Origin of the sequence: Pseudoxanthomonas sangjuensis (assembly GCF_010211755.1) — a bacterium.
Taxonomy (GTDB): domain Bacteria; phylum Pseudomonadota; class Gammaproteobacteria; order Xanthomonadales; family Xanthomonadaceae; genus Pseudoxanthomonas_A; species Pseudoxanthomonas_A sangjuensis.
In genome coordinates this window covers 124,183-144,504 of sequence record NZ_PDWR01000002.1, presented here as the reverse complement: position 1 = coordinate 144,504, position 20,322 = coordinate 124,183, and the positions used below count along the sequence as shown (strand labels likewise).

Genomic DNA, 20,322 nt, shown 5'->3' with positions numbered 1-20,322 from the left:
GCACGGCGCGCCCTGCGCCGCATCCCGCGCCGTTTGCATCCGGTAAAATGCCGGCTTTCCGCAAACCGGACTCCCGCATGCAGCTTTCCGATACCCGCGCCGTGGTCACCGGCGGCGTTTCCGGCCTGGGCCTGGCCGTGGCGCAGTACATCGTCGCCAACGGCGGCAAGGTCGCCCTGTTCGACGTCAACGACGAGAAAGGCGCGGCGGCCGTGGCCGGGCTCGGCGCCGCGAACGCGAAGTACTTCAGGACCGACGTGACCGATGAGGCCGCGGTCGCCGGCAACGTCGCCGCGGCGAAGGAATTCCTCGGCGGCCTCAACGCCGCGGTCAACTGCGCCGGCATCCTCGGCGCCGGCCGCGTGCTCGGCAAGGAAGGCGCGATGCCGCTGGCCACCTTCCGCACCACCGTGCTGGTCAACCTGGTCGGCAGCTTCAACGTGGCCAAGGCCGCGGCCGAACTGATCCAGCACAACGCCGCCGGCGAGGACGGCGAGCGCGGGGTGATCGTCAACACCGCGTCGGTGGCCGCGTACGAAGGCCAGATCGGCCAGGCCGCGTATTCGGCGTCGAAGGGCGGCGTGGTCGGCATGACCCTGCCGATGGCGCGCGAGCTGTCGCGCTTCGGCATCCGCGTGATGACCATCGCGCCCGGCATCTTCTGGACGCCGATGGTCGATGGCATGCCGGAAGCCGTGCAGCAGTCGCTGTCGGCGTCGATCCCGTTCCCGTCGCGCCTCGGCAAGCCGGAGGAGTTCGCCGAAACCGTCGGCTTCATCCTGCGCAACCGCTACCTCAACGGCGAAACGATCCGGCTGGACGGCGCCGTGCGCCTGGCGCCGAAGTAAAAGCAGGAGGAGCGAGCGGAGAGAAACGGGGAGTGGGCAAAAGCGTCACTCCGGCTCTTACCGCTCTCTCCTCACTCCCCTCCACCCACTTCTCACTCATCCCATGAAAGCTTTCGAAGTCAAGAAAGGCAACGTCGTCGAATACAACGGCGGCGCCTACCAGATCCGCGACATCGAGCGCAGCTCGCCGCAGGGCCGCGGCGGCAACGTGCGCTTCCGCTTCGTCATGTACTCCGTGCCCGGCGGCAACAAGCTCGACGTCAGCTTCGACGCCGACGACAGCCTGACCGAGGTCGAGCTGCTGCGTCGCCAGGCCAGCTTCTCGTACAAGGACGGCGACGCCTTCGTGTTCCTCGACGACGAGGACTACACCCCGTACACGCTCGACGCCGACGCGATCGGCGACGACGCCGGCTACATCACCGACGGCCTGGCCGGCATCTACGTGCAGGTCATCGACGAGCAGCCGGTGGCGATCCAGTTGCCGCAATACGTGACCCTGGAAGTGGTCGAGACCCCGCCGGAACTGAAGGGCGGCACAGCGACCAAGCGGCCGAAGCCGGCTAAGCTGAGCACCGGCATCGAGATCATGGTTCCCGAATACATCGGCAACGGCGAAAAGGTGCTGGTCAACACCGCGACCGGCGAGTTCGGCGGGCGCGCCACCGAGTGACTCGCATCGCCCCCTCTCCCGCTGCGGGAGAGGGGTTCAGTCGAACAGCTTGCCCGGATTCAACAGCCCGTTCGGGTCCAGCACCTTCTTGATGCCGCGGAACAGCGCCACTTCTTCGGCGCTGCGCGTGCCCAGCAGGTAGGGCTTCTTCACCAGGCCGATGCCGTGCTCGGCGGAAATGCTGCCCTCGTGGCGCTGCAGCTCGTCGGCCAGCAGCCTGGTGACCTTCTCGCAGGCGGCGATGAAGTCGGCATCGCCCCATGCGTCGGGCTTCAGCACGTTGATGTGCAGGTTGCCGTCGCCGATGTGGCCGAACCAGACCACGTCGAAATCCGGGTACGAATCGCCGATCAGCTTCTGCGTTTCGCGCAGGAACGCCGGCATCCGCGAGATGCGCACCGACACGTCGTTCTTGTACGGCTTGTAGCGCGCCACCGACTCGGTGATGCCCTCGCGCAGCCGCCACAACTGCTGCGCCTGCGCGTCGCTCTGGCTGATGACGCCGTCGACGATCCAGCCCTGCTCCATGCCGTGCTCGAACGCGGCCATCGCCGCGGCCTCCCTCGCCTCGTCGCCGATGGCGAATTCGGCGACCACGTAGTACGGATAGACCTGTTCGAACGGCTGCTGCGCGCCGTGCGCCAGCACGTGCTCCAGCGCGCGGTCGGTGAAGAACTCGAAGGCTTCCAGCTGCAACCGCTCGCGGAACGCGGCGAACACCTGCATCAGCACCTCGAACGACGGCAACGCCAGCAGCATCACGTTGGTCGGCGGCGGCGGATCGGCCAGCCGCAGCGTGGCCTCGACCACGATGCCCAGCGTGCCTTCCGAACCGATCATCAGCTGGCGCAGGTCGTAGCCGCTGGAGTTCTTGACCAGCGCGCGGTTGAGCTCCAGCAGTTCGCCGGTGCCGGTGACCACGCTCAATCCGGCGATCCATTCGCGGGTGTTGCCGTAGCGGATCACGCGGATGCCGCCGGCATTGGTCGCGATGTTGCCGCCGATCGAGCACGAACCGCGCGATGCGAAATCGACCGGATAGGCCAGGCCGCGCTCCTTCGCCGCGTTCTGCACGGCTTCCAGCGGCATGCCGGCCTGCACGGTCAGGGTGCGGTCGACCGGGTCGAAGCCGAGCACGCGGTTCATCCGCTCCAGGCTCAGCACCAGTTCGCCGTTGGCCGCGACCGCGCCGCCGGACAGGCCGGTGCGCCCGCCCGACGGCACGATGGCCACGCCGTTCGCGTTGGCCCAGCGCATTATTTCCTGCACTTCCTCCACGCTGCCCGGCAGGGCGATCGCCAGCGGCGCCGGCGTCCAGCGCCGGGTCCAGTCGCGGCCGTAGTGTTCCAGGTCGCCCGGCTCGGTCTTCAGGCGCAGCTCGGGAACGGCCTGGCGCAGGGATTCGAGGCGCGGATCGGACATCGCGGGATGACTTCGAAGAGGGGCCGCAAAGGATAACAGTCCGTGCCGCGGCGCTGGCCCGGCGACGACGACGGAAGACAGCGTTTCATCCGCAACCAAAGGCCGGAAGTCGCTTCCACCCGGTAAAATGTGCGGCTCCCACCCCCACTCCCCGTTCCGGCAGCCCATGTCGAAGAAGACCTCGTTCCCGAAGGAAGACATCCGCGTCCTGTTGCTGGAAGGCGTCAGCCAGACCGCAGTCGAAACCTTCAAGGCCGCCGGCTACACGCAGATCGAATTCCACGACAAGTCGCTGCCGGAAGACGAACTGAAGAAGCGCATCGCCGACGCGCACATCGTCGGCATCCGCTCGCGCACGCAGCTGACCGCCGACGTGCTGGCGCAGGCGCGGCGCGCGATCGCGGTGGGCTGCTTCTGCATCGGCACCAACCAGGTCGACCTGGACGCGGCGGAACTGGCCGGCATCCCGGTGTTCAACGCGCCGTATTCGAACACCCGCAGCGTCGCCGAGCTGGTCATCGCCGAGGCGATCATGCTGTTGCGCGGCATCCCGCAGAAGAACGCGCAATGCCACGTCGGCGGCTGGTCGAAGAGCGCCGCGGGCAGCCACGAGGCGCGCGGCAAGACCCTGGGCATCATCGGCTACGGCCACATCGGCACCCAGGTCGGCGTGCTGGCCGAGGGCATCGGCATGAACGTGGTCTTCCACGACATCGAGACCAAGCTGTCGCTGGGCAATGCGCGCCCGGCCGCCGGCCTGCGCGAGCTGCTCGAGCGCAGCGACGTGGTGACCCTGCACGTGCCGGAGACGCCGGCGACGAAGAACATGTTCGGCACCGCCGAGATCGCGGCGATGAAGCGCGGCGCGCACCTGATCAACGCCTCGCGCGGCAGCGTGGTCGACATCGACGCGCTGGCCGCGGCGCTGCGGTCGGGGCACCTGGGCGGCGCGGCGATCGACGTGTTCCCGGTCGAGCCGAAGGGCAACGCCGAATCGTTCGAGTCGCCGCTGCGCGGCTTCGGCAACGTGATCCTGACCCCGCACGTCGGCGGCAGCACGCTGGAGGCGCAGGACAACATCGGCGTCGAGGTCGCGGCCAAGCTGGTGCGCTACAGTGACAACGGCAGCACCCTGTCGGCGGTCAACTTCCCCGAGGTCACCCTGCCCGGCCACGAAGGCAGCCGCCGCATCCTGCACATCCACCGCAACGTACCGGGCGTGCTGTCGCGGGTCAACGACGCGTTCCGCGAACAGGGCATCAACATCGACGGCCAGTACCTGCGCACCGACCCGAAGGTCGGCTACGTGGTGATCGACGTCACCGCGACCGAGGCGCAGACCAGCCAGTTGCGCGATGCGCTGGCGGCCATCGACGGCACGTTGCGCACGCGCGTGCTGTATTGACCTTGCGGGAGCGGGCCCTGCCCGCTCCTACAACTGCCCCAGCCACTTCCGCGCCATCCGCCGCAGCGACGGGTCGGTGTCCGCCGCTTCGGCCAGCTCGCCGATGTCGCGCCACGCCAGCGCATGCGATTCCTCGCTGACGACGAAATCCTCGCTGGCGCCGGCCCGCACCACGTAGCGCGCGTCGTAATGCCAGTGGCCGGGCACGTCGCCGCGTTCCGGGATCCAGTGCCGGTCGAGGTCGAACAGCGCCCCGCCGTCGACCGAAAGCCCGGCCAGCCCGGACTCTTCCTCGGCTTCCTTCAGCGCCACCCGACCCAGGTCCGGGTCGCCGTCGGCGTGTCCGCCCAGTTGCACCCAGATCCCCAGCTTGCGGTGGTGGGTCAGCAGCACGCGGCGGCGGTCGGCGCTGACCAGCCAGGCCGAACCGGTGAAATGCCCGGCCAGCCGTGCGCGCTCGAACGGCCGGTCGGGGTCGTCCAGCAGTTCCCGGAACAATGCGACCGTGGCCAACTCGTCCGGCCAGCGCCGCCGATAGGCTGCCAGTTGCTCCGCCAGGCGATTCGGCCGCGGTGCGTTTTCCTGGTCCATTTCCGTGCCGCCTTGCCTGTTCAGGCTCACATTACCGCCGCGCCGGACGCCCCGGCGCTTGTACGATCAAAGTATGACAGGGTAATGTGCGGCCCTTGTCCGCGCAGCCAGATGGCCGCGGTCCGCCTGCCTTGAAGGGGACATCTCAATGCTTTTTAAGCGTGTCAAGCCGCTCGACCTGATCCTCCAGACGGCCGAGAAGAAGGCGCTCGTGCGCCAGCTCGGCCCGATCCAGCTCACGCTGCTGGGCGTCGGCGCCGTGATCGGTACCGGCATCTTCGTGCTGACCGCCGAGGCCGCGCAGAAAGCCGGCCCGGCGATGATGGTCGCGTTCGTGATCGCGGCCGTGGTCTGCGGCCTGGCCGCGTTCGCCTATTCCGAACTGTCGTCGATGGTGCCGGTCTCGGGCTCGGCCTACACCTACACCTACGGCGTGATGGGCGAACTGGTCGCCTGGGTCGTCGGCTGGGCGCTGGTGCTCGAATACGCCATCGGCGCGACCGCCGTGTGCGTCGGCTGGTCCGGTTACATGAACGGCCTGCTCGCGCATACGACATTCTTCGGCCTCGTCGAGCCGGGCACGCTCGCGCTGCCCAAGTCGCTGCAGACGGGCGCGTTTTCCGGCGGCGGCTTCAACCTGCTGGCCTTCCTGATCGGCGTCGTGGTGACCTGGCTGCTGGTCATCGGGACGTCGAAAAGCGCCAAGGTCAACGCCGTGCTTGTCGCGATCAAGATCGTTGCGCTGACGGTGTTCATCGCGCTTTCGGTGCCGGTCGCGAAGTCCGGCAACCTGCAGCCGTTCCTTCCCGGCGGCTGGGGCACCCCGCTGGGCGGCATCGGCGTGCTCGGCGCGGCGGCATCGATCTTCTTCGCCTACGTCGGCTTCGACGCGGTCTCCACCGCCGCCGAAGAGACCAAGAACCCCAACCGCAACATCCCCATCGCCCTGATCGGCTCGCTGACGATCTGCACGATCTTCTACCTGCTAGTCGGCTACGGCGCCGCCGGTTCGATCGGCGCGCAGCCGCTGATGGCCGCCAACGGCCTGCCGATCGACCCGGGCACCCCGGAGATGGCCGCCGCCTGCGCGCTGGCGGGCAATGCCCAGGCGCTGGTCTGCAGCAACGAACCGCTGGCGCACGTGCTGCGCGTGCTGGGCCATGTCCAGATCGGCAACTGGATCGGCGTGGCCGCGATCGTGGCCCTGCCCTCGGTGATCCTGATGATGATGTTCGGCCAGACCCGCATCTTCTTCACGATGTCGCGCGATGGCCTGCTGCCGGAGATGCTGTCGAAGATCCACCCCCGCTTCCATACGCCGCACGTGGTGACCTTCATCACCGGCATCGTGGTCGCGATCTGCGCCGCGCTGTTCCCGGTCGGCAAGCTGGCGGACACCTCGAACGCCGGCACGCTGCTGGCGTTCGCGATGGTCTCGATGGGCGTGATGATCCTGCGCAAGCAGCAACCGGATCGCCCGCGCCCGTTCCGGGTGCCGATGATCTGGGTCGTGTGCCCGCTGGCGGTGCTGGGCTGCCTGCTGCTGTTCGTCAACCTGAGCGTCGTGGCCAAGGTCGTCTTCGTCGTCTGGGCCGCGATCGGCCTGGTGTTCTACGCGCTGTACGGCTATCGCCGCAGCGACCTCGCGCCGGGGCGCCATCCCCCGCAAGGCGACGTCCACCTGGAATCGGCGCCGAAGTTCCACGAAGGCCCCGATCCCGGTCCGTAACCGCCAATGACGCGAAGGCCGGCCACCAAGCCGGCCTTCCACGTTTGCCGCCTCCTCATCCAGCCACCGGATCCGCGCATGAAACAGCTGTTCGCCACCAAGCACCCCCATGCCAGCCACGCCGACGCCCAGGGCCTGAGCCTGCAACGCGCGCTCGGCCCATGGGGCCTGACCGCGCTGGGCATCGGCGCGGTGATCGGCGGCGGCATCTTCGTCATCACCGGACAGGCCGCGGCCGAACACGCCGGCCCGGCGATCATGCTGTCGTTCGTGCTGGCGGCGATCTGCTGCACCTTCTGCGCACTGGCCTACGCCGAGTTCGCCGCGATGGTGCCGGTGTCCGGCAGCGCCTACACCTACACTTACGCCACGCTGGGCGAATTGGCCGCATGGTTCATCGGCTGGATGCTGGTGCTGGAATACGGCGTGTCGGCGTCGGCAGTGGCGGTCAGCTGGACCGGCTATTTCCTCAGCCTGCTCGACCACTTCGGCATCCACCTGCCCGCTGCGCTGGTCAGCGCCCCGCTGGATGCCAAGCTGCAGCCGACCGGCGCCATCGCCAACCTGCCGGCGGCCGGCATCGTCCTGCTGCTGACCTGGCTGTGCTACGTCGGCATCCGCAAGTCGTCGGCGATGAACATGGCGATGGTGGTGCTGAAGACCGGGCTGATCCTGCTGGTGATCTTCGCCGGCTGGAAGTACGTGGACCCCGCCAACTGGCAGCCGTTCATCCCGGCCAACGAAGGCCCTGGCAAGTACGGCTTCGAAGGCGTGCTGCGCGGCGCGGCGCTGGTGTTCTTCGCCTACATCGGCTTCGAGGCGGTTTCCGTGGCCGCGCAGGAATCGCACAAGCCGCAACGCGACCTGCCGATCGGCATGCTGCTGTCGCTGGCGATCTGCACCGTGCTGTACATCGCGATGGCCGCAGTGATGACCGGGCTGGTGCCGTACTCCCAGCTGGGTACCGACGAGCCGGTGGTGACCGCGGTGGCCGCGCACCCGCAACTGGGCTGGCTGCGCGTGATCGTCGAGGTCGGCGCGCTGATCGGCCTGTCCTCGGTGGTGCTGGTGATGATCATCGGCCAGCCGCGCATCTTCATGATCATGGCGAAGGACGGCCTGTTGCCGCCGGTGTTCACCAGGATCCACCCCGAATACCGCACGCCGCACATCAACACCGTCATCACCGGCATCGGCATCGCCGTGCTGGCGGCGCTGTTCCCGCTGGACGTGCTGGGCGAGCTGACCTCGATGGGCACGCTGATCGCCTTCGCCGCGGTCTGCGCCGGCGTGCTGATCCTGCGGCGCACCCAGCCCGACCTGCCGCGGCCGTTCCGGATCCCGGCCGCGTGGCTGGTCTGCACCGCCGGCATCCTCAGCTGCATGACCCTGCTATCGACGATGACCGCGCACAACTGGTTCCTGATGACGGTGTGGACCGCCTTCGGTTTCCTGATCTACTTCCTGTACGGCTATCGCCACAGCAGGCTGCGCCGCGGCTGACACCGCCGCGGAGGCGGCTGCGATAGAATCCGCGGCATGACCGCCCTGCCCTACGACGCCGCGCGCCTGCGCGAGAAGGCCGACGAGATCGTCGCCAACGTGCACGAGCTGGCCCGGGCCGGCTGGACGCCGGCGACCAGCAGCAATTTCTCCGCGCGCCTCGACGACCGCCATGCGGCGATCACCGTCTCCGGCCGCGACAAGGGCCGGCTGGCCGCAGCCGACATCATGGTCGTCGACTTCGACGGCCAGCCGGTCGCCACCGACCTGCGCCCCTCGGCCGAAACCCTGCTGCACACCCAGCTGTACCGGCGCTTCCCCGGAATCGGCTGCGTGCTGCACACGCATTCGCCGGTGCAGACCATCGCCTCGCGCCTGTATGCCGGCGCCGGGCACATCCGCCTGGAAGGCTACGAACTGCTGAAGGCGTTCCACGGCAACACCACCCACGAGGCCGCGATCGACGTGCCGGTGTTCGCCAACACCCAGGACATGACCGTGCTGGCCGCGCAGGTCGACGCCCTGCTCGACCGGCAGCCGTTGTGGGGCTACCTGATCGACGGCCACGGCCTGTACGCCTGGGGCCGCGACATGGCCGAGGCGCGCCGACACCTCGAGGCTTTCGAGTTCCTGCTCCATTGCGAACTGGAACTGCGCAAGCTGGGCTGCCGCGGCTGACGGCCGCGGCGAACCGCTGCATTCCACCGCGGCGAACCCCCGCCCGGCCCGGGTTTGTTAACCTAGCGCCCATTGTTCCCCCACGCGGAGTTGCCGCCATGAGCCGTTTGCGCATCTTTGCCGAAAACGACCCGACCACGCCCGAATTCGCCAGCTACGACCCGGACTTCATCGCCGAGGAATTGCAGAAGATCGGCGTGCGCTTCGAGCGCTGGAAGGCCGGCAAGCCCATCGCCGCCGGCGCCGCGCCGGAGGAAGTGCTCGAAGCCTACAAGGCCGACATCGAGCGCATCTCCGCCGAGAACGGCTTCACCACCGTCGACGTGGTCAGCATCGCCCCGGACAACCCGAACAAGGAAGCCGCGCGGGCGAAGTTCCTCGAGGAGCACTACCACAAGGAAGACGAAGTGCGCTTCTTCGTCGACGGCTCCGGCCTGTTCACCCTGCACGTGGGCGGCAAGGTCTACGAGGTCGAATGCGTGAAGGACGACCTGATCGCGGTGCCGGACGGCACCACGCACTGGTTCGACATGGGCCCGGAGCCGCGCTTCGTCGCGATCCGCTTCTTCCAGCAGCCCGACGGCTGGGTCGGCTATTTCACCGGCAGCGACATCGCGCAGAAGTTCCCGCGCTACGAGCATCCGTCGCAACCGCTGGCGGCCTGATCCGTCCATGCCGCTCGCGATCCTCACCGACATCGAGGGAACGACCTCGTCGATTTCCTTCGTCAAGGACGTGCTGTTCCCGTACGCGCGCCGCGCACTGCCCGGCTTCGTCGCCGCGCACGGCGACGAGCCGGAAGTGCGCAAGTGGCTGGACGCGGTCGCCGTCGAGAACGGCGGCATGTGCCAGGACGAGATGATCGTCGAAACCCTGCAGGGCTGGATCGACCAGGACCGCAAGCACACCGCGCTGAAGGCGCTGCAGGGCATGGTCTGGGAAGCCGGCTACCGCGACGCCGACTTCACCGCGCACATCTACCCGGACGCCGCACCCGCGCTGCGCGCGTGGCACGCGGCCGGCCATCCGCTGTACGTGTACTCGTCCGGCTCGGTGCCGGCGCAGAAGCTGTTCTTCGGCCACAGCGACGCCGGCGACCTGACCCCGCTGGTTTCCGGCTGGTTCGACACCGAGATCGGCGGCAAGCGCGAAGCGGCCAGCTACCGGCGCATCGCCGAGGCCATCGGCGTTCCCGCTTCGGAGATCGTGTTCCTGTCCGACGTGGTCGAGGAACTCGACGCCGCGCGCGCGGCCGGGCTGCGGACCGTATTGCTGGACCGCCGCCAGGATTACCCGCAGCCGCGCCAGGGCGATGCCACGCACGGGCACGCGCGCGCGGAAAGCTTCGCCGAGATCGCGCCGGGCGCCTGACGCATGCCCCGCCTCGCCGCGCCCGTGCTGGTCCTGATGGGGGTTGCGGGGTCGGGCAAGTCGACCGTCGCCGCGGCGCTTGCCGCGCAACTGGGCTGGCCGCTGCAGGAGGGCGACGACCTGCACCCGGCCGCGAACGTGGCGAAGATGTCCGCGGGCATCCCGCTCACCGACGAGGACCGCTGGCCGTGGCTGCATGCGATCGCCGCATGGATCGACCAGCGCATCGGACGCGGCGAACCCGGCATCGTGACCTGCTCGGCACTGAAGCGCGCGTACCGCGACCTGTTGCGGCGCGACCGCGTCGTATTCGTGCACCTGGCCGGCGAGCGCGAAGCGATCGCCGGCCGCCTGCGCAGCCGCCAGGGCCATTACATGCCGCCCGGCCTGCTCGGATCGCAGTTCGATGCGCTCGAAAGCCTGGGCCCGGACGAACAAGGATTCGAAATCGGTCTCGCCGCCGCCCCCGCCGCGCAGGCGGCCGAAATCATCCGCAGGCTGCGGATCGACGCCGACGCCTGAGCCTGCCGATCAGTGGATCTTCTCGCCGCGCGCGAGCATCGCCACCAGCTTCTCGACCCGCGCCGCCCTGGTCTCCGGCTTCACCGCGCTCTGCACGCGCCAGCAGAACGAATAGCGATTGGTCTTGTCGAGCTGTTCGAAGAACGCCCTGGCCTTGCGGTTCTTCGTCAGCGCGGCGGCCAGTTCCGGCGGCACCTCCATCTTCGACGCGCCATGGTAGGCGGCGTCCCAGCGTCCGTCGGCCTTCGCCGCCTCGATCTCGCGCAGGCCGCCCTCGCGCATGCGCCCCGCCGCGATCAGCCGCTCGGCATGGGCGACGTTGTTCTTCGACCACAGGCTGCGCGGGCGGCGCGGGGTGAAGCGCTGCAGGAAGTAGCTGTCGTCGAAACCCTTCTTCTGCCCGTCGATCCAGCCGTGGCACAGCGCCACGTCCAGCGCCTCGGCATACGTCACCGAGGCGATGCCGGAATCCTTCTTCGCGATCTTCAGCCAAAGCCCTGCGGCCGAAGCATTCTTTTCCAGCCATTTCCCGAAGGCCGCGGCATCCTTGAACGGCTTGACCGGCAGGTCGGCGGGCGCGGTCATGGCGCGGCCTCGACCAGGCGGTACGCAGTCGCCGCGCGCCTTTCGCCCAGCCAGCGATCGAATTCGCGCACCTCGACCTCGTGCTCCCCGGGGGCCAGATCGGTCGGCAAGGCCGCGCGCCACAGGTGTTGCGAAGGCGTCGCTTCCGGCGAACGGTCGTAGCCGCGGAGCGAATCGGCTTCGTCGTCCTTCGCGTTCTCGGCCAGCAGCGCCGGGTCCGGCTGCACGACCTTCTTCATCGGCTTCCATTCGCCGCCATCGACGCGGTACTCGACGCGGGTTCCGGCATCGCCCATGAACACGTTGGCGTACACGCCCCAGGCCGGATACGCACCGCGACGCAGCACCTTCGGCGCATGCAGCGTCATCGCCGCATCCGGATCGCGCGCCGGGTGCCAGGCCAGCGCGTACTTGCCGCCGGCCTGGATGCGCAGCGTGGCGTAGCCGTTCGGCGTGCCGTCGCTCATCGTCGCATCGGGAATGCCCTGCGCGTCCTTGACGCCCGACCAGAACGCGCCGCAGGAGGCGCCGACGTTGTATTCGTGCAGCGGCCGTGCGCCGCGCCAGCCGCTTTCCGCGCCATGCCACACGTGCCGCTGCGCGTGGCTGTGGCCGCTCAGCAGCAGCACGTGCGGGAAGCCCTGCAACAGCGCGAACAGGCGCTCGCGGTCGGCATCGCGGAAGGTGTCCCTGCCCCGCTCCTCGAACAGCGGGATGTGCACGGCGATCACCAGCAGCCGGTCCTTCGGCGCCGTGGCCAAGAACGATTCGAGGAAGGCGAACTGGTCGTCGCGGAAGCCGCCGATGTAGGCGGGCTTCCGCCCCGGCATCGCGACCACGTCGTCCAGCGCCACGAAGGTCGCCAGCTTCTCGCGGCGGCCGTGCGTATCCTTGCCGAGCGCGCGGTGGAAGCCGCCGAGCGACGACGCATCATCGCTGGCGCCCGCGTCCACGTCGTGGTTGCCGGGTACGTAAAGCCACGGCACCCCGAGCGTGGCGTCGACCGACTCGACCGCCGGGTACAACCCGGGGGCGTCATCGACGATGTCGCCCAGCGACAGGCCCAGCCTCGCGGCATGGCGGCCGACCAGCGGCTCGACGATGTCGCGCCGGTAATAGTCCACGTCCGCCATCGACTTGACCTGCGGGTCGGAGAACACCAGCACTTCGAGCGTCTCCGGCTTCGCCCCAGCGGACGCCGTGCCTGCCATCACGAGCAAAAACAAGGCCAGCCAACCGCGCATGTCCGGATCCCGTCGGGGAGATGCGCGGATTATCCCGCTTTTGCGCGAAATGTCAGCGATGCCGCTGGCGCAGCACCCCGACCGCATCGCCGAGCGACAGCCCGCGCGCGCGCAACAACACCAGCAGGTGGTACAGCAGGTCGGCACTTTCGCCGAGCAGGGCCGCGTCGTCCTGCGCCACCGCGGCGAGCGAAGTCTCGACGCCCTCTTCGCCGACCTTCTGCGCGATGCGGCGCACGCCCGCCTCGAACAGCTTGGTCGTGTAGCTGCCGTCCGGCCGTTCGCGTTCGCGTTCGGCGACCAGCGCGTCGAGCTCGGCCAGGAAGGCAAGGTCCGCGCCCGGCAAGGCATCCTCGCGCGTACCCGGCGCATCGGGGAAGCAACTGGCGCGGCCGAGGTGGCAGGTCGGCCCGTGCGGCCGCGCCAGTACCAGCAGCGTGTCGTCGTCGCAGTCGGCGCGGATGTCGACCAGGTCGAGGAAATGCCCCGAACTCTCGCCCTTGGTCCACAGCCGCTGCTTGCTGCGGCTGTGGAAGGTCACGTGGCCGCTTGCGCGCGTCGCCGCGAGCGCATCGGCGTTCATGTAGCCGAGCATCAGCACGCGCAGCGTATCGGCGTCCTGCACGATCGCCGGCACCAGGCCGCCGCCCTTCGCCCAATCCAGCTTTTCCGGATCATCCGGCATTGCGCACCTCGATGTCCTGGCTGTGCAGGTAGTGTTTCAGGTCGGGAATGGCGATCCTGCCGCTGTGGAACACGCTGGCGGCCAGCGCGCCGTCGACGTCGGCATTGCGGAACACGTCGGCGAAATGGCCCATCGTGCCGGCGCCGCCGGACGCGACCAGCGGCACGCCGCATACCGCGCGCACCGCGGCCAGCTGCTCGATGTCGTAGCCCTTGCGCACGCCGTCGTTGTCCATGCAGTTGAGCACGATCTCGCCGGCGCCCAGTTCCTGCGCCCGCCGCACCCAGTCGACGGTACGCAGTCCCGCCGAACGCATCTTCGACGGGTCGCCGGTGTACTGGCGCACGCGCCATTCGCCGTCGGCCTCGAGCACCGAATCGACGCCGACCACCACGCACTGCACGCCGAAGGCGGCGGCGAGCTCGGAAACCAGCTCCGGCCGTTCCAGCGCCGGGGTATTGACCGAAACCTTGTCGGCGCCGGCGTAAAGCACCGCGCGCGCGGTCTCGACGCTGCGGATTCCGCCGGCCACGCAGAACGGGATGTCGAGCAGGCTGGAGACGCGCTCGACCCAGGCGTAATCGACCGAGCGCCCTTCCGGGCTGGCGCCGATGTCGTAGAACACCAGTTCGTCGGCGCCTTCGTCGCGGTAGCGCAGCGCCAGCTCGGCGATGTCGCCCATGTCGACGTGGTCGCGGAACCGCACGCCCTTGACCACGCGCCCGTCGCGCACGTCGAGGCACGGGATGATTCGCCGGCTCAGCACGACAGCGCGTCCTCCAGCGTGAAGCGGCGCTCGAGCAGCGCGCGGCCGAGGATGATCGCCGCCGCGCCAGTCTCGCGCGCCGCGGCGATGTCCTCGAGCGCGCGCACGCCGCCGGACACCTGCAGCAGCAACCCCGGTTCGAGCGCGCGCAGGTAGTCGTACAGGGCGAGGTTCGGGCCCTGCAGCGTGCCGTCGCGGTCGATGTCGGTGCACAGCACGTGCCGCGCGCCGGCCGCGGCGTAGTAGCGCGCCAGCTCGTCCAGGGTGGCGCCCTCGTCGGTGGTCCAGCCGGCGGTCGGCACCCGCCACGCGTCGCCCTGCCAGCGCGCGTCCAGCGCGAGCACGATCCGCGATTCGCCGTGCGCGGACAGCCAGCCGGCGACGGCATCGCGCTCGCGCACCGCCATGCTGCCGACCACGACCCGCTCCACGCCGGCGTCGAACAGGCGGCGCAAGTCGTCTTCGCCGCGCACGCCGCCGCCGGCCTGCACCCGCAGGCCGGCGTGCACGATCTTCGCGATCAGTTCGTGGTGCCTGCCGCCGCCCTCGCGCGCGCCGTCCAGGTCGACCACGTGCAGCCATTCGGCGCCGGCGGCGCGGTAGCGGTGCGCCAGTTCCAGCGGATCCGCGGCGTAGTCGGTCTGCCGGCCGTAGTCGCCCTGGTACAGGCGCACGACCTTGCCGTCGCGCAGGTCGATGGCGGGAATGATGTCGAATTCGCTCATTGGGACGCGCTCATGCCAGTCCGTATTCGATGAAGTTCTTCAGCAGGCGCTCGCCGACCTGCGCCGAACGCTCGGGGTGGAATTGCGCGCCGGCGACGCGCCCGCGCTGCACGACCGCGGCGAACTCGCGGCCGTGCTCGCTGCTGGCGATGCAATCGTCGCCAGCGGGCACGGCGTAGCTGTGCACGAAATAGGCGTGCGCGCCCTCGTCGATGCCTTCGATCAGCGACGACTCGCGGCGGCGGCGCAGGGTGTTCCAGCCCATGTGCGGGATGCGGATGCCCGGCGCCTGCGGCAGCTTGGCGACCGTGCCGGGCAACAGGCCGAGGCAATCGACGTCGTCCTCCTCGGAATGCCCGAACAGCAGCTGCATGCCGACGCAGACCCCGAGCAGCGGCCGGTCCAGCGTGCGCAGCACCTCCACCAGGCCGTGCTCGCGCAGCTTCGCCATGCCGACCGCGGCCGCGCCGACGCCGGGCAGGATCACCCGGTCGGCGCCGCGGATGGTTTCCGCGTCGCCGGTCAGCTCGGCGTCGACGCCGATGCGCCGCAGCGCATGCCGCACCGAACCGATGTTCGATCCGCCGCCATCCACCAGGACGACTTTCACGGGGCCTCCGCGCGCATCACAGCGCTCCCTTGGTCGACGGCAGTTCGCTGCCCTCGCGCCGCACCGCCATCCGCAGCGCGCGCGCCAGGCCCTTGAAGCTGGCCTCGACCTTGTGGTGGTCGTTGTCGCCGCGCACCTGGATGTTGATGTTGGCCCCGGCCGCGTCGCACAGCGAGCGGAAGAAGTGCGGCACCAGTTCGGTCGGCAGGTCGCCGACGCGCTCGCGCCCGAACTCGCCGTCGAACACCAGGTACGGGCGCCCGGAGAAGTCGAGCGCCACCTGCGCCAGCGTCTCGTCCATCGGCAGCACGAAGCCGTAGCGGCCGATGCCGCGCTTGTCGCCCAGCGCCTCCTTCAACGCCTGGCCCAGCGCCAGCGCGGTGTCCTCGACGGTGTGGTGTTCGTCGATGTGCAGGTCGCCGTCGGCCCGGATCGACAACGCGAAACCGCCGTGCTTGCCGATCTGCTCCAGCATGTGGTCGAAGAACGGCAGGCCGGTGTCGACCTCCGGCTCCGCCGCGCGATCCAGGTCGATGTCGACGGCGATGTCGGTTTCCTTGGTCTTCCGCCGCACTTTCGCCGTGCGCGGCGCGTCGGCGAGCTCGTGGGCGATGCCGGCCCAGTCCCATTCGCCGCCGAACTGCGGCGTCCTCAGCTGGAAGCCGCGGATGCCCAGGTTCCGCGCGAACTGCAGGTCGGTCTCGCGGTCGCCGACCATCGCCGACCTGTCCAGGTCGATGCTGCGGTCGCGCAGGTAGTGCAGCGCCATGCCGATGCCGGGCTTGCGCGTCGGCAGGTTTTCCTCGGGGAAGCTGCGGTCGATCAGCTCCTCGCGGAAAGCGATGCCCTGGCTTTCGAAAACCTGCAGCATCAGCCTGTGCGGGCCGTCGAAGCTGCCCTGCGGGTACTTCTCGGTGCCGAGGCCGTCCTGGTTGCTGACGATGACGAACTCGAAGCCGGCGTCGCGCAGCTTCAGCAGCGCCGGGATCACGCCCCGCACGAAGCGCAGTTTCTCGAAGCTGTCGATCTGGAAGTCGGCCGGCTCCTCGATCAGTGTGCCGTCGCGGTCGATGAAGAGGATCTTGCTCATGCGGCGGCCTCCTTGCGCGAAGCCAGGGCGAGGATCACGCGATCGTTCTGCGCGGGCGTGCCGATGCTGATGCGCAGGGCGTCGCCCAGCTGCGGCGCGGCGCGCTGGTCGCGCACGACCACCCCGGCCGCGAGCAAGGCACGGAACGCGGCCTCCGCGTCGCGGAAGCGCACCAGCAGGTAGTTGCCCTGCGACGGATAGACGCGGACGACTCCCGGCAGCGATGCGAGCGCGGTCCGCAGCCGCGCGCGCTCCGCCCTGACGATGGCGGCGCGTTCGCGGGCCTGCGCCAGCGCGGCGTCGGACAGGCCGGCCAGCGCCAGTTCCGCGCACGGCGTCGGCACCGGATACGGCGCCTGGCAGCGGCGCAGCGCGGCGATCAGTTCCGCGTCGGCGACCAGCGAACCGATGCGCGCCGCGGCCAGCGCGTGCGCCTTCGACAGCGTGCGCAGCACGGCGAGGTTCGGATGCGCGCCGAGCAGGCCGATGGCGGACGGTTCCTCCGAGAATTCGGCATAGGCCTCGTCGACCACGACCAGCGCGCGGCCGGCGAGCTTCGCCGCCAGCGCCTCGATCTCGGCGAGCGGAATCGCCGCACCGGTCGGGTTCGACGGCGAGCACAGGAACACCAGCTTCGCGTTGCCGGCGATCGCGGCATCGGCGATCGCGGCGAAATCCGGTACGAAGCCGGCTTCGCCCTCGACCAGCGGGACTTCGATCAAGGGGGCGTTCTGCAGCCGTGCGCAGACCGCGTACATGCCGAACACCGGCGGCGTGACGACGACGGCGTCGCGGCGCGGCTCGCACAGCGCGCGCACCAGCAGGTCGATGGCCTCGTCGCTGCCGCGGCCGATCAGCAATTGCGAAACGTCGCAGCCGTAGAGATCCGCGAGTCTTTCGCGCAACGCCTGCGGTTGCGGATCGGGATAGCGCCGGCTGCCGCCAAGCGCGTCGGCGGGGTTGGCCCAGCCGGATTCGTTGGCGTTGAGCCAGACGTCGCCCTGCAGTTTTTCCGTGCGCGCCGACGAATAGCCGCCGAAGCCGCGCAGGTCTTCGCGCACGAGGTCGAGGATGCCGCTCATGCCACGGGCTCCGGCAGGGCGCGTTCCATGCGCAGCGCGACGGCGTTGGCGTGCGCGTCCAGGCCTTCGGCCTGCGCCAGGACCCGGGCGTCGCCGCCGATGTTGGCGATGCCGACGCGGTTGGCCGCCTGCACGCTGACGAAGTTCTGGAAACTGGCCACCGAGACGCCGCTGTACGCCCGCGCCGCGCCGTTGGTCGGCAGCACGTGGTTGGTGCCGCTGCAGTAGTCGCCGAGCGCTTCCGGCGTGTAATCGCCGAGGAACACCGAACCGGCGGCTTCGACCCTGTCCAGCCACGCCCGCGGGTCGCGCAAGGCCAGGATCAGGTGTTCCGGCGCATAGGCGTTGCTGATCGCGAAGGCGTCGTCGATCGCGCCGACCCTGATCAGCCGCGAGGCGGCGAGCGACTTGCGCGCGGTGTCCGCGCGCGACAGCGCCGCGAGCTGGTTCCCCAGCTGTTCGCGCACCGCGGCGAGCAGCGCATCGCTGTCGGACAGCAGCAACACCTGCGAATCCGGGCCGTGCTCGGCCTGCGACAGCAGGTCGGCGGCGACGAAGGCGGCGTCGGCGCCGGCGTCGGCGATCACCAGCACTTCCGACGGCCCGGCCGGCATGTCGATCGCCGCCGCGCCGGCCTGCGCGACCTGCTGCTTGGCCTCGGTGACGTAGCCGTTGCCGGGACCGAAGATCTTGTCGACCTTCGGCACGGATTCGGTGCCGAAGGCGAGCGCGGCGACGGCCTGCGCACCGCCCAGCTTGAACACGCGGGTCGCGCCGGTCAGTTGCGCGGCGACCAGCACCGCCGGGTCGGCGCTGCCGTCCCTGCGCGGCGGCGTGCACAGCACGACCTTGCGGCAACCGGCCAGTTTCGCCGGCACGCCGAGCATCAGCGCGGTCGAAGGCAGCGGCGCGCTGCCGGCGGGCACGTACAGGCCGACGCGGGCGATGGGGCGAATCATGCGCTCGCAAACCACGCCCGGCGCGGTCTCGACCGAATACGGCTTCGCCATGCCGGCGCGGTGGAAGGCTTCGATGCGCCGCGCCGCCTGTCCCATCGCGGCGAGCAGCTCCGGCGACACTGCGGCGCGCGCGGCGGCGAATTCCTCCGCCGCGACTTCGAAGGAGGCCAGCTCGGCGCCGTCGAAGCGCGCGGTGATTTCGCGCAAGGCGGCATCGCCGCGTCCGCGCACGTCGGCGAGCAACGCGGCGACGCCGTCGCGGGTTTCGTCGGCGACGGCCTGCACGGGACGGGTCAGCGCGCGTTGCTTCGCGGCCGCGTCCAGCGCGTCCCAGTCGAGGATGCGCATGGCCGATGCGCTCATGCCAGCGACCTCTCGACCGACAGCACCATCAGGTTGCGCGCGCCGGCGCGCTCCAGTTCCTCCAGCAGCTGCCAGCTCACCGCGCCGTGGTGCATGGTCTGCAGGTTGAGCGAGCCGTCGTCGTTGATCGGCAGCCGGGTCAGCGGCTCGGCGTCGCGCAGCAGTTTCGCCAGCGCATCGACGCTCTCCGCCGGCGCGCGGAACATCAGCAACTGGTTGTCCTTGACCTTCAGCACGCCGTCCATGCGCCGCAGCAGCATCGCCATCAGTTCGGCGCGCGCATCGTCGTAGTCGCGCACCGGGCCCGCGAGCACGGCCTCGCTTTCGAGCAGGGTCTCGACCGGCTTCAGGTGGTTGGCCGCCAGCGTCGCGCCGCTGGACACCAGGTCGCAGATCAGGTCGGCGGTGCCCAGCTTGGGCGCGATTTCGACCGAGCCGGACAACTCGACCACGCCAGCTTCGATGCCGCGCACGTCCAGCCACGACGACAGGATCGCCGGATAACTGGTGGCGATGCGCAGGCCCTGCAATTGCTCCGGGCCCCGCCACTCCCACTCTTCCGGGATCGCCAGCATCAAGCGGCAGGCGCCGAAGCCGAGCGGGCGCAGTTCGCGGTAGGCCGGCGGCAGGCCGTTGCGCGCGCGTTCGCCGGCCTGTTCGTCCAGCTCGTTGCGGCCGACCACGCCCAGGTCGCAGACGCCGTCGGCGATCAGGCCGGGGATGTCGTCGTCGCGCACCAGCAACAGGTCGATCGGCAGCGATTCGCCATAGCAGAACAGCCGGTCGCGGCTTTCGCGCCAGCTCAGGCCGCAGGCGGCGAGCAGGGCGCGCGCCGGCTCGGCCAGGCGGCCGCTCTTCTGGATGGCGATGCGCAGGCGCTCGCGCGCCGCGTTGTTGGAAGGGGGACTCATGTCGTTCTCGGACGATTCGTTTCAGTGCGAAGCGGACGAACGCGCCTGCTGGCGGCGGATCGCGGCGGCATAGCCGCCGGCGCCGCGCTCGAGGGTGCGCGCGACCCGGCCGACCGTGGTCACGCTGACCTGGGTCAGGTCGTGGATCTCGCGGTACGGCACGCCCTTGAGCAGCAGCGGCACCACGCGCCAGCGGTCGGCCATCGCCTCCAGTTCGGCCGGCGTGCACAGATCCTCGAGGAAGGCACGGACCTCCTCGGGCTTGTCCAGGCAGGCGAAGGCGCGCGCCAGCGCCTTCAGGGAGGCGTCGACGTCGCGTTGCGGCAGGGGTTCGGGACGTTGTTTCATTGGCTTCGTGTATTAACGCGCTAATACATTATACGATTGTCGCGCCTTGGACAAGCCCGGATCGCATGCCGCGACCGGGGGGACACCCGGGCCCGGGGCATCGCCTGGACCGGACCGCCGGTACGGCCGGTATGCCCCGGCCGGCGGCCTTGCCCAGCCCCCGGTTTTCCGGTGGAGGGACTCCGCGCCACCCGATAAAATGTGACGCACGT

Annotated in this window: 22 protein-coding genes; 9 read left to right on the top strand and 13 right to left on the bottom strand. The window is 69.6% G+C overall.

From position 1 onward, the window contains the following. The first annotated feature begins 77 nt into the window (after positions 1-77). Positions 78-848 carry an SDR family NAD(P)-dependent oxidoreductase gene (locus CSC71_RS01615; protein WP_162372594.1) on the top strand — a complete coding sequence of 257 codons (771 nt, stop codon included), beginning with the start codon at positions 78-80 and terminating at the stop codon, positions 846-848. A gap of 103 nt (positions 849-951) precedes the next feature. Beyond that, positions 952-1,521, top strand: coding sequence for an elongation factor P-like protein YeiP (gene yeiP, locus CSC71_RS01610; protein ID WP_162372593.1), 570 nt, complete (start codon positions 952-954; stop codon positions 1,519-1,521). Between the two features lie 36 nt (positions 1,522-1,557). Here the strand turns inward: yeiP and CSC71_RS01605 are convergent, their stop codons facing one another. Then, the gene (locus CSC71_RS01605; protein ID WP_162372592.1) at positions 1,558-2,943 is read right to left on the bottom strand and encodes an FAD-binding oxidoreductase; all 1,386 of its coding nucleotides are present in this window, start codon (positions 2,941-2,943) and stop codon (positions 1,558-1,560) included. A gap of 127 nt (positions 2,944-3,070) precedes the next feature. Between CSC71_RS01605 and serA the strand changes: the two genes are divergently transcribed. Then, positions 3,071-4,348, top strand: a complete 1,278-nt coding sequence (gene serA, locus CSC71_RS01600; RefSeq protein ID WP_425501905.1) for a phosphoglycerate dehydrogenase — start codon at positions 3,071-3,073, stop codon at positions 4,346-4,348. A gap of 27 nt (positions 4,349-4,375) precedes the next feature. On the opposite strand, the gene CSC71_RS01595 is transcribed toward serA, so the two are convergent. Continuing rightward, positions 4,376-4,939, bottom strand: coding sequence for an NUDIX hydrolase (locus CSC71_RS01595; RefSeq protein WP_162372590.1), 564 nt, complete (start codon positions 4,937-4,939; stop codon positions 4,376-4,378). Positions 4,940-5,087: 148 nt separating this feature from the next. Here CSC71_RS01595 and CSC71_RS01590 point away from each other — a divergent pair, with 148 nt between their 5' ends. The 6 genes from CSC71_RS01590 to CSC71_RS01565 all read left to right on the top strand — a co-directional run bounded on the left by CSC71_RS01590 (position 5,088) and on the right by CSC71_RS01565 (position 10,742). After that, positions 5,088-6,668: an amino acid permease gene (locus tag CSC71_RS01590; protein ID WP_162372589.1), complete on the top strand. Its 1,581-nt coding sequence runs from the start codon at positions 5,088-5,090 to the stop codon at positions 6,666-6,668. 78 nt (positions 6,669-6,746) lie between these two features. After that, positions 6,747-8,171 carry an amino acid permease gene (locus CSC71_RS01585; protein ID WP_162372588.1) on the top strand — a complete coding sequence of 475 codons (1,425 nt, stop codon included), beginning with the start codon at positions 6,747-6,749 and terminating at the stop codon, positions 8,169-8,171. 36 nt (positions 8,172-8,207) lie between these two features. Beyond that, positions 8,208-8,849: a methylthioribulose 1-phosphate dehydratase gene (locus CSC71_RS01580; RefSeq protein ID WP_162372587.1), complete on the top strand. Its 642-nt coding sequence runs from the start codon at positions 8,208-8,210 to the stop codon at positions 8,847-8,849. Positions 8,850-8,947: 98 nt separating this feature from the next. Continuing rightward, positions 8,948-9,514 carry a 1,2-dihydroxy-3-keto-5-methylthiopentene dioxygenase gene (locus CSC71_RS01575; protein WP_162372586.1) on the top strand — a complete coding sequence of 189 codons (567 nt, stop codon included), beginning with the start codon at positions 8,948-8,950 and terminating at the stop codon, positions 9,512-9,514. A gap of 7 nt (positions 9,515-9,521) precedes the next feature. Continuing rightward, positions 9,522-10,220: an acireductone synthase gene (gene mtnC / locus CSC71_RS01570; protein ID WP_162372585.1), complete on the top strand. Its 699-nt coding sequence runs from the start codon at positions 9,522-9,524 to the stop codon at positions 10,218-10,220. A 3-nt stretch (positions 10,221-10,223) separates the two neighbouring features. Next, positions 10,224-10,742 carry a gluconokinase gene (locus tag CSC71_RS01565; RefSeq protein ID WP_162372584.1) on the top strand — a complete coding sequence of 173 codons (519 nt, stop codon included), beginning with the start codon at positions 10,224-10,226 and terminating at the stop codon, positions 10,740-10,742. 9 nt (positions 10,743-10,751) lie between these two features. On the opposite strand, the gene CSC71_RS01560 is transcribed toward CSC71_RS01565, so the two are convergent. The 11 genes from CSC71_RS01560 to CSC71_RS01510 are packed head-to-tail and all read right to left on the bottom strand — an operon-like array spanning position 10,752 to position 20,110. Beyond that, a complete protein-coding gene (locus CSC71_RS01560) occupies positions 10,752-11,327 on the bottom strand; it encodes a YdeI/OmpD-associated family protein (RefSeq protein WP_162372583.1) in 576 nt (191 codons plus the stop codon). Continuing rightward, a complete protein-coding gene (locus CSC71_RS01555) occupies positions 11,324-12,571 on the bottom strand; it encodes a calcineurin-like phosphoesterase C-terminal domain-containing protein (protein ID WP_425501904.1) in 1,248 nt (415 codons plus the stop codon). The genes CSC71_RS01560 and CSC71_RS01555 overlap by 4 nt, the downstream gene beginning before the upstream one ends. Before the next feature lie 52 nt (positions 12,572-12,623). Next, complete coding sequence (hisIE, locus tag CSC71_RS01550; RefSeq protein WP_162372581.1) at positions 12,624-13,256, bottom strand: bifunctional phosphoribosyl-AMP cyclohydrolase/phosphoribosyl-ATP diphosphatase HisIE; 633 nt, start codon at positions 13,254-13,256, stop codon at positions 12,624-12,626. Continuing rightward, positions 13,246-14,022, bottom strand: coding sequence for an imidazole glycerol phosphate synthase subunit HisF (gene hisF / locus CSC71_RS01545; protein WP_162372580.1), 777 nt, complete (start codon positions 14,020-14,022; stop codon positions 13,246-13,248). Before hisF ends, hisIE begins: the two co-directional genes overlap by 11 nt. Further along, positions 14,016-14,747 (bottom strand): 1-(5-phosphoribosyl)-5-[(5-phosphoribosylamino)methylideneamino]imidazole-4-carboxamide isomerase, encoded by a 732-nt coding sequence (gene hisA, locus CSC71_RS01540; RefSeq protein WP_162372579.1) that lies wholly within the window; start codon positions 14,745-14,747, stop codon positions 14,016-14,018. The genes hisF and hisA overlap by 7 nt, the downstream gene beginning before the upstream one ends. Before the next feature lie 10 nt (positions 14,748-14,757). Further along, positions 14,758-15,357: an imidazole glycerol phosphate synthase subunit HisH gene (hisH, locus tag CSC71_RS01535; protein ID WP_162372578.1), complete on the bottom strand. Its 600-nt coding sequence runs from the start codon at positions 15,355-15,357 to the stop codon at positions 14,758-14,760. A 16-nt stretch (positions 15,358-15,373) separates the two neighbouring features. After that, complete coding sequence (hisB, locus tag CSC71_RS01530) at positions 15,374-16,447, bottom strand: bifunctional histidinol-phosphatase/imidazoleglycerol-phosphate dehydratase HisB (RefSeq protein WP_162372577.1); 1,074 nt, start codon at positions 16,445-16,447, stop codon at positions 15,374-15,376. Beyond that, entirely contained in the window at positions 16,444-17,529 is a 1,086-nt protein-coding gene (gene hisC / locus CSC71_RS01525; protein WP_162372576.1) for a histidinol-phosphate transaminase, read from the bottom strand. Before hisC ends, hisB begins: the two co-directional genes overlap by 4 nt. Further along, positions 17,526-18,836: a histidinol dehydrogenase gene (gene hisD / locus CSC71_RS01520; protein ID WP_162372658.1), complete on the bottom strand. Its 1,311-nt coding sequence runs from the start codon at positions 18,834-18,836 to the stop codon at positions 17,526-17,528. The genes hisC and hisD overlap by 4 nt, the downstream gene beginning before the upstream one ends. An 11-nt stretch (positions 18,837-18,847) precedes the next feature. Then, positions 18,848-19,762, bottom strand: coding sequence for an ATP phosphoribosyltransferase (gene hisG / locus CSC71_RS01515; protein ID WP_162372575.1), 915 nt, complete (start codon positions 19,760-19,762; stop codon positions 18,848-18,850). Between the two features lie 21 nt (positions 19,763-19,783). Then, entirely contained in the window at positions 19,784-20,110 is a 327-nt protein-coding gene (locus CSC71_RS01510; protein ID WP_162372574.1) for a YerC/YecD family TrpR-related protein, read from the bottom strand. Positions 20,111-20,322 lie beyond the last annotated feature (212 nt).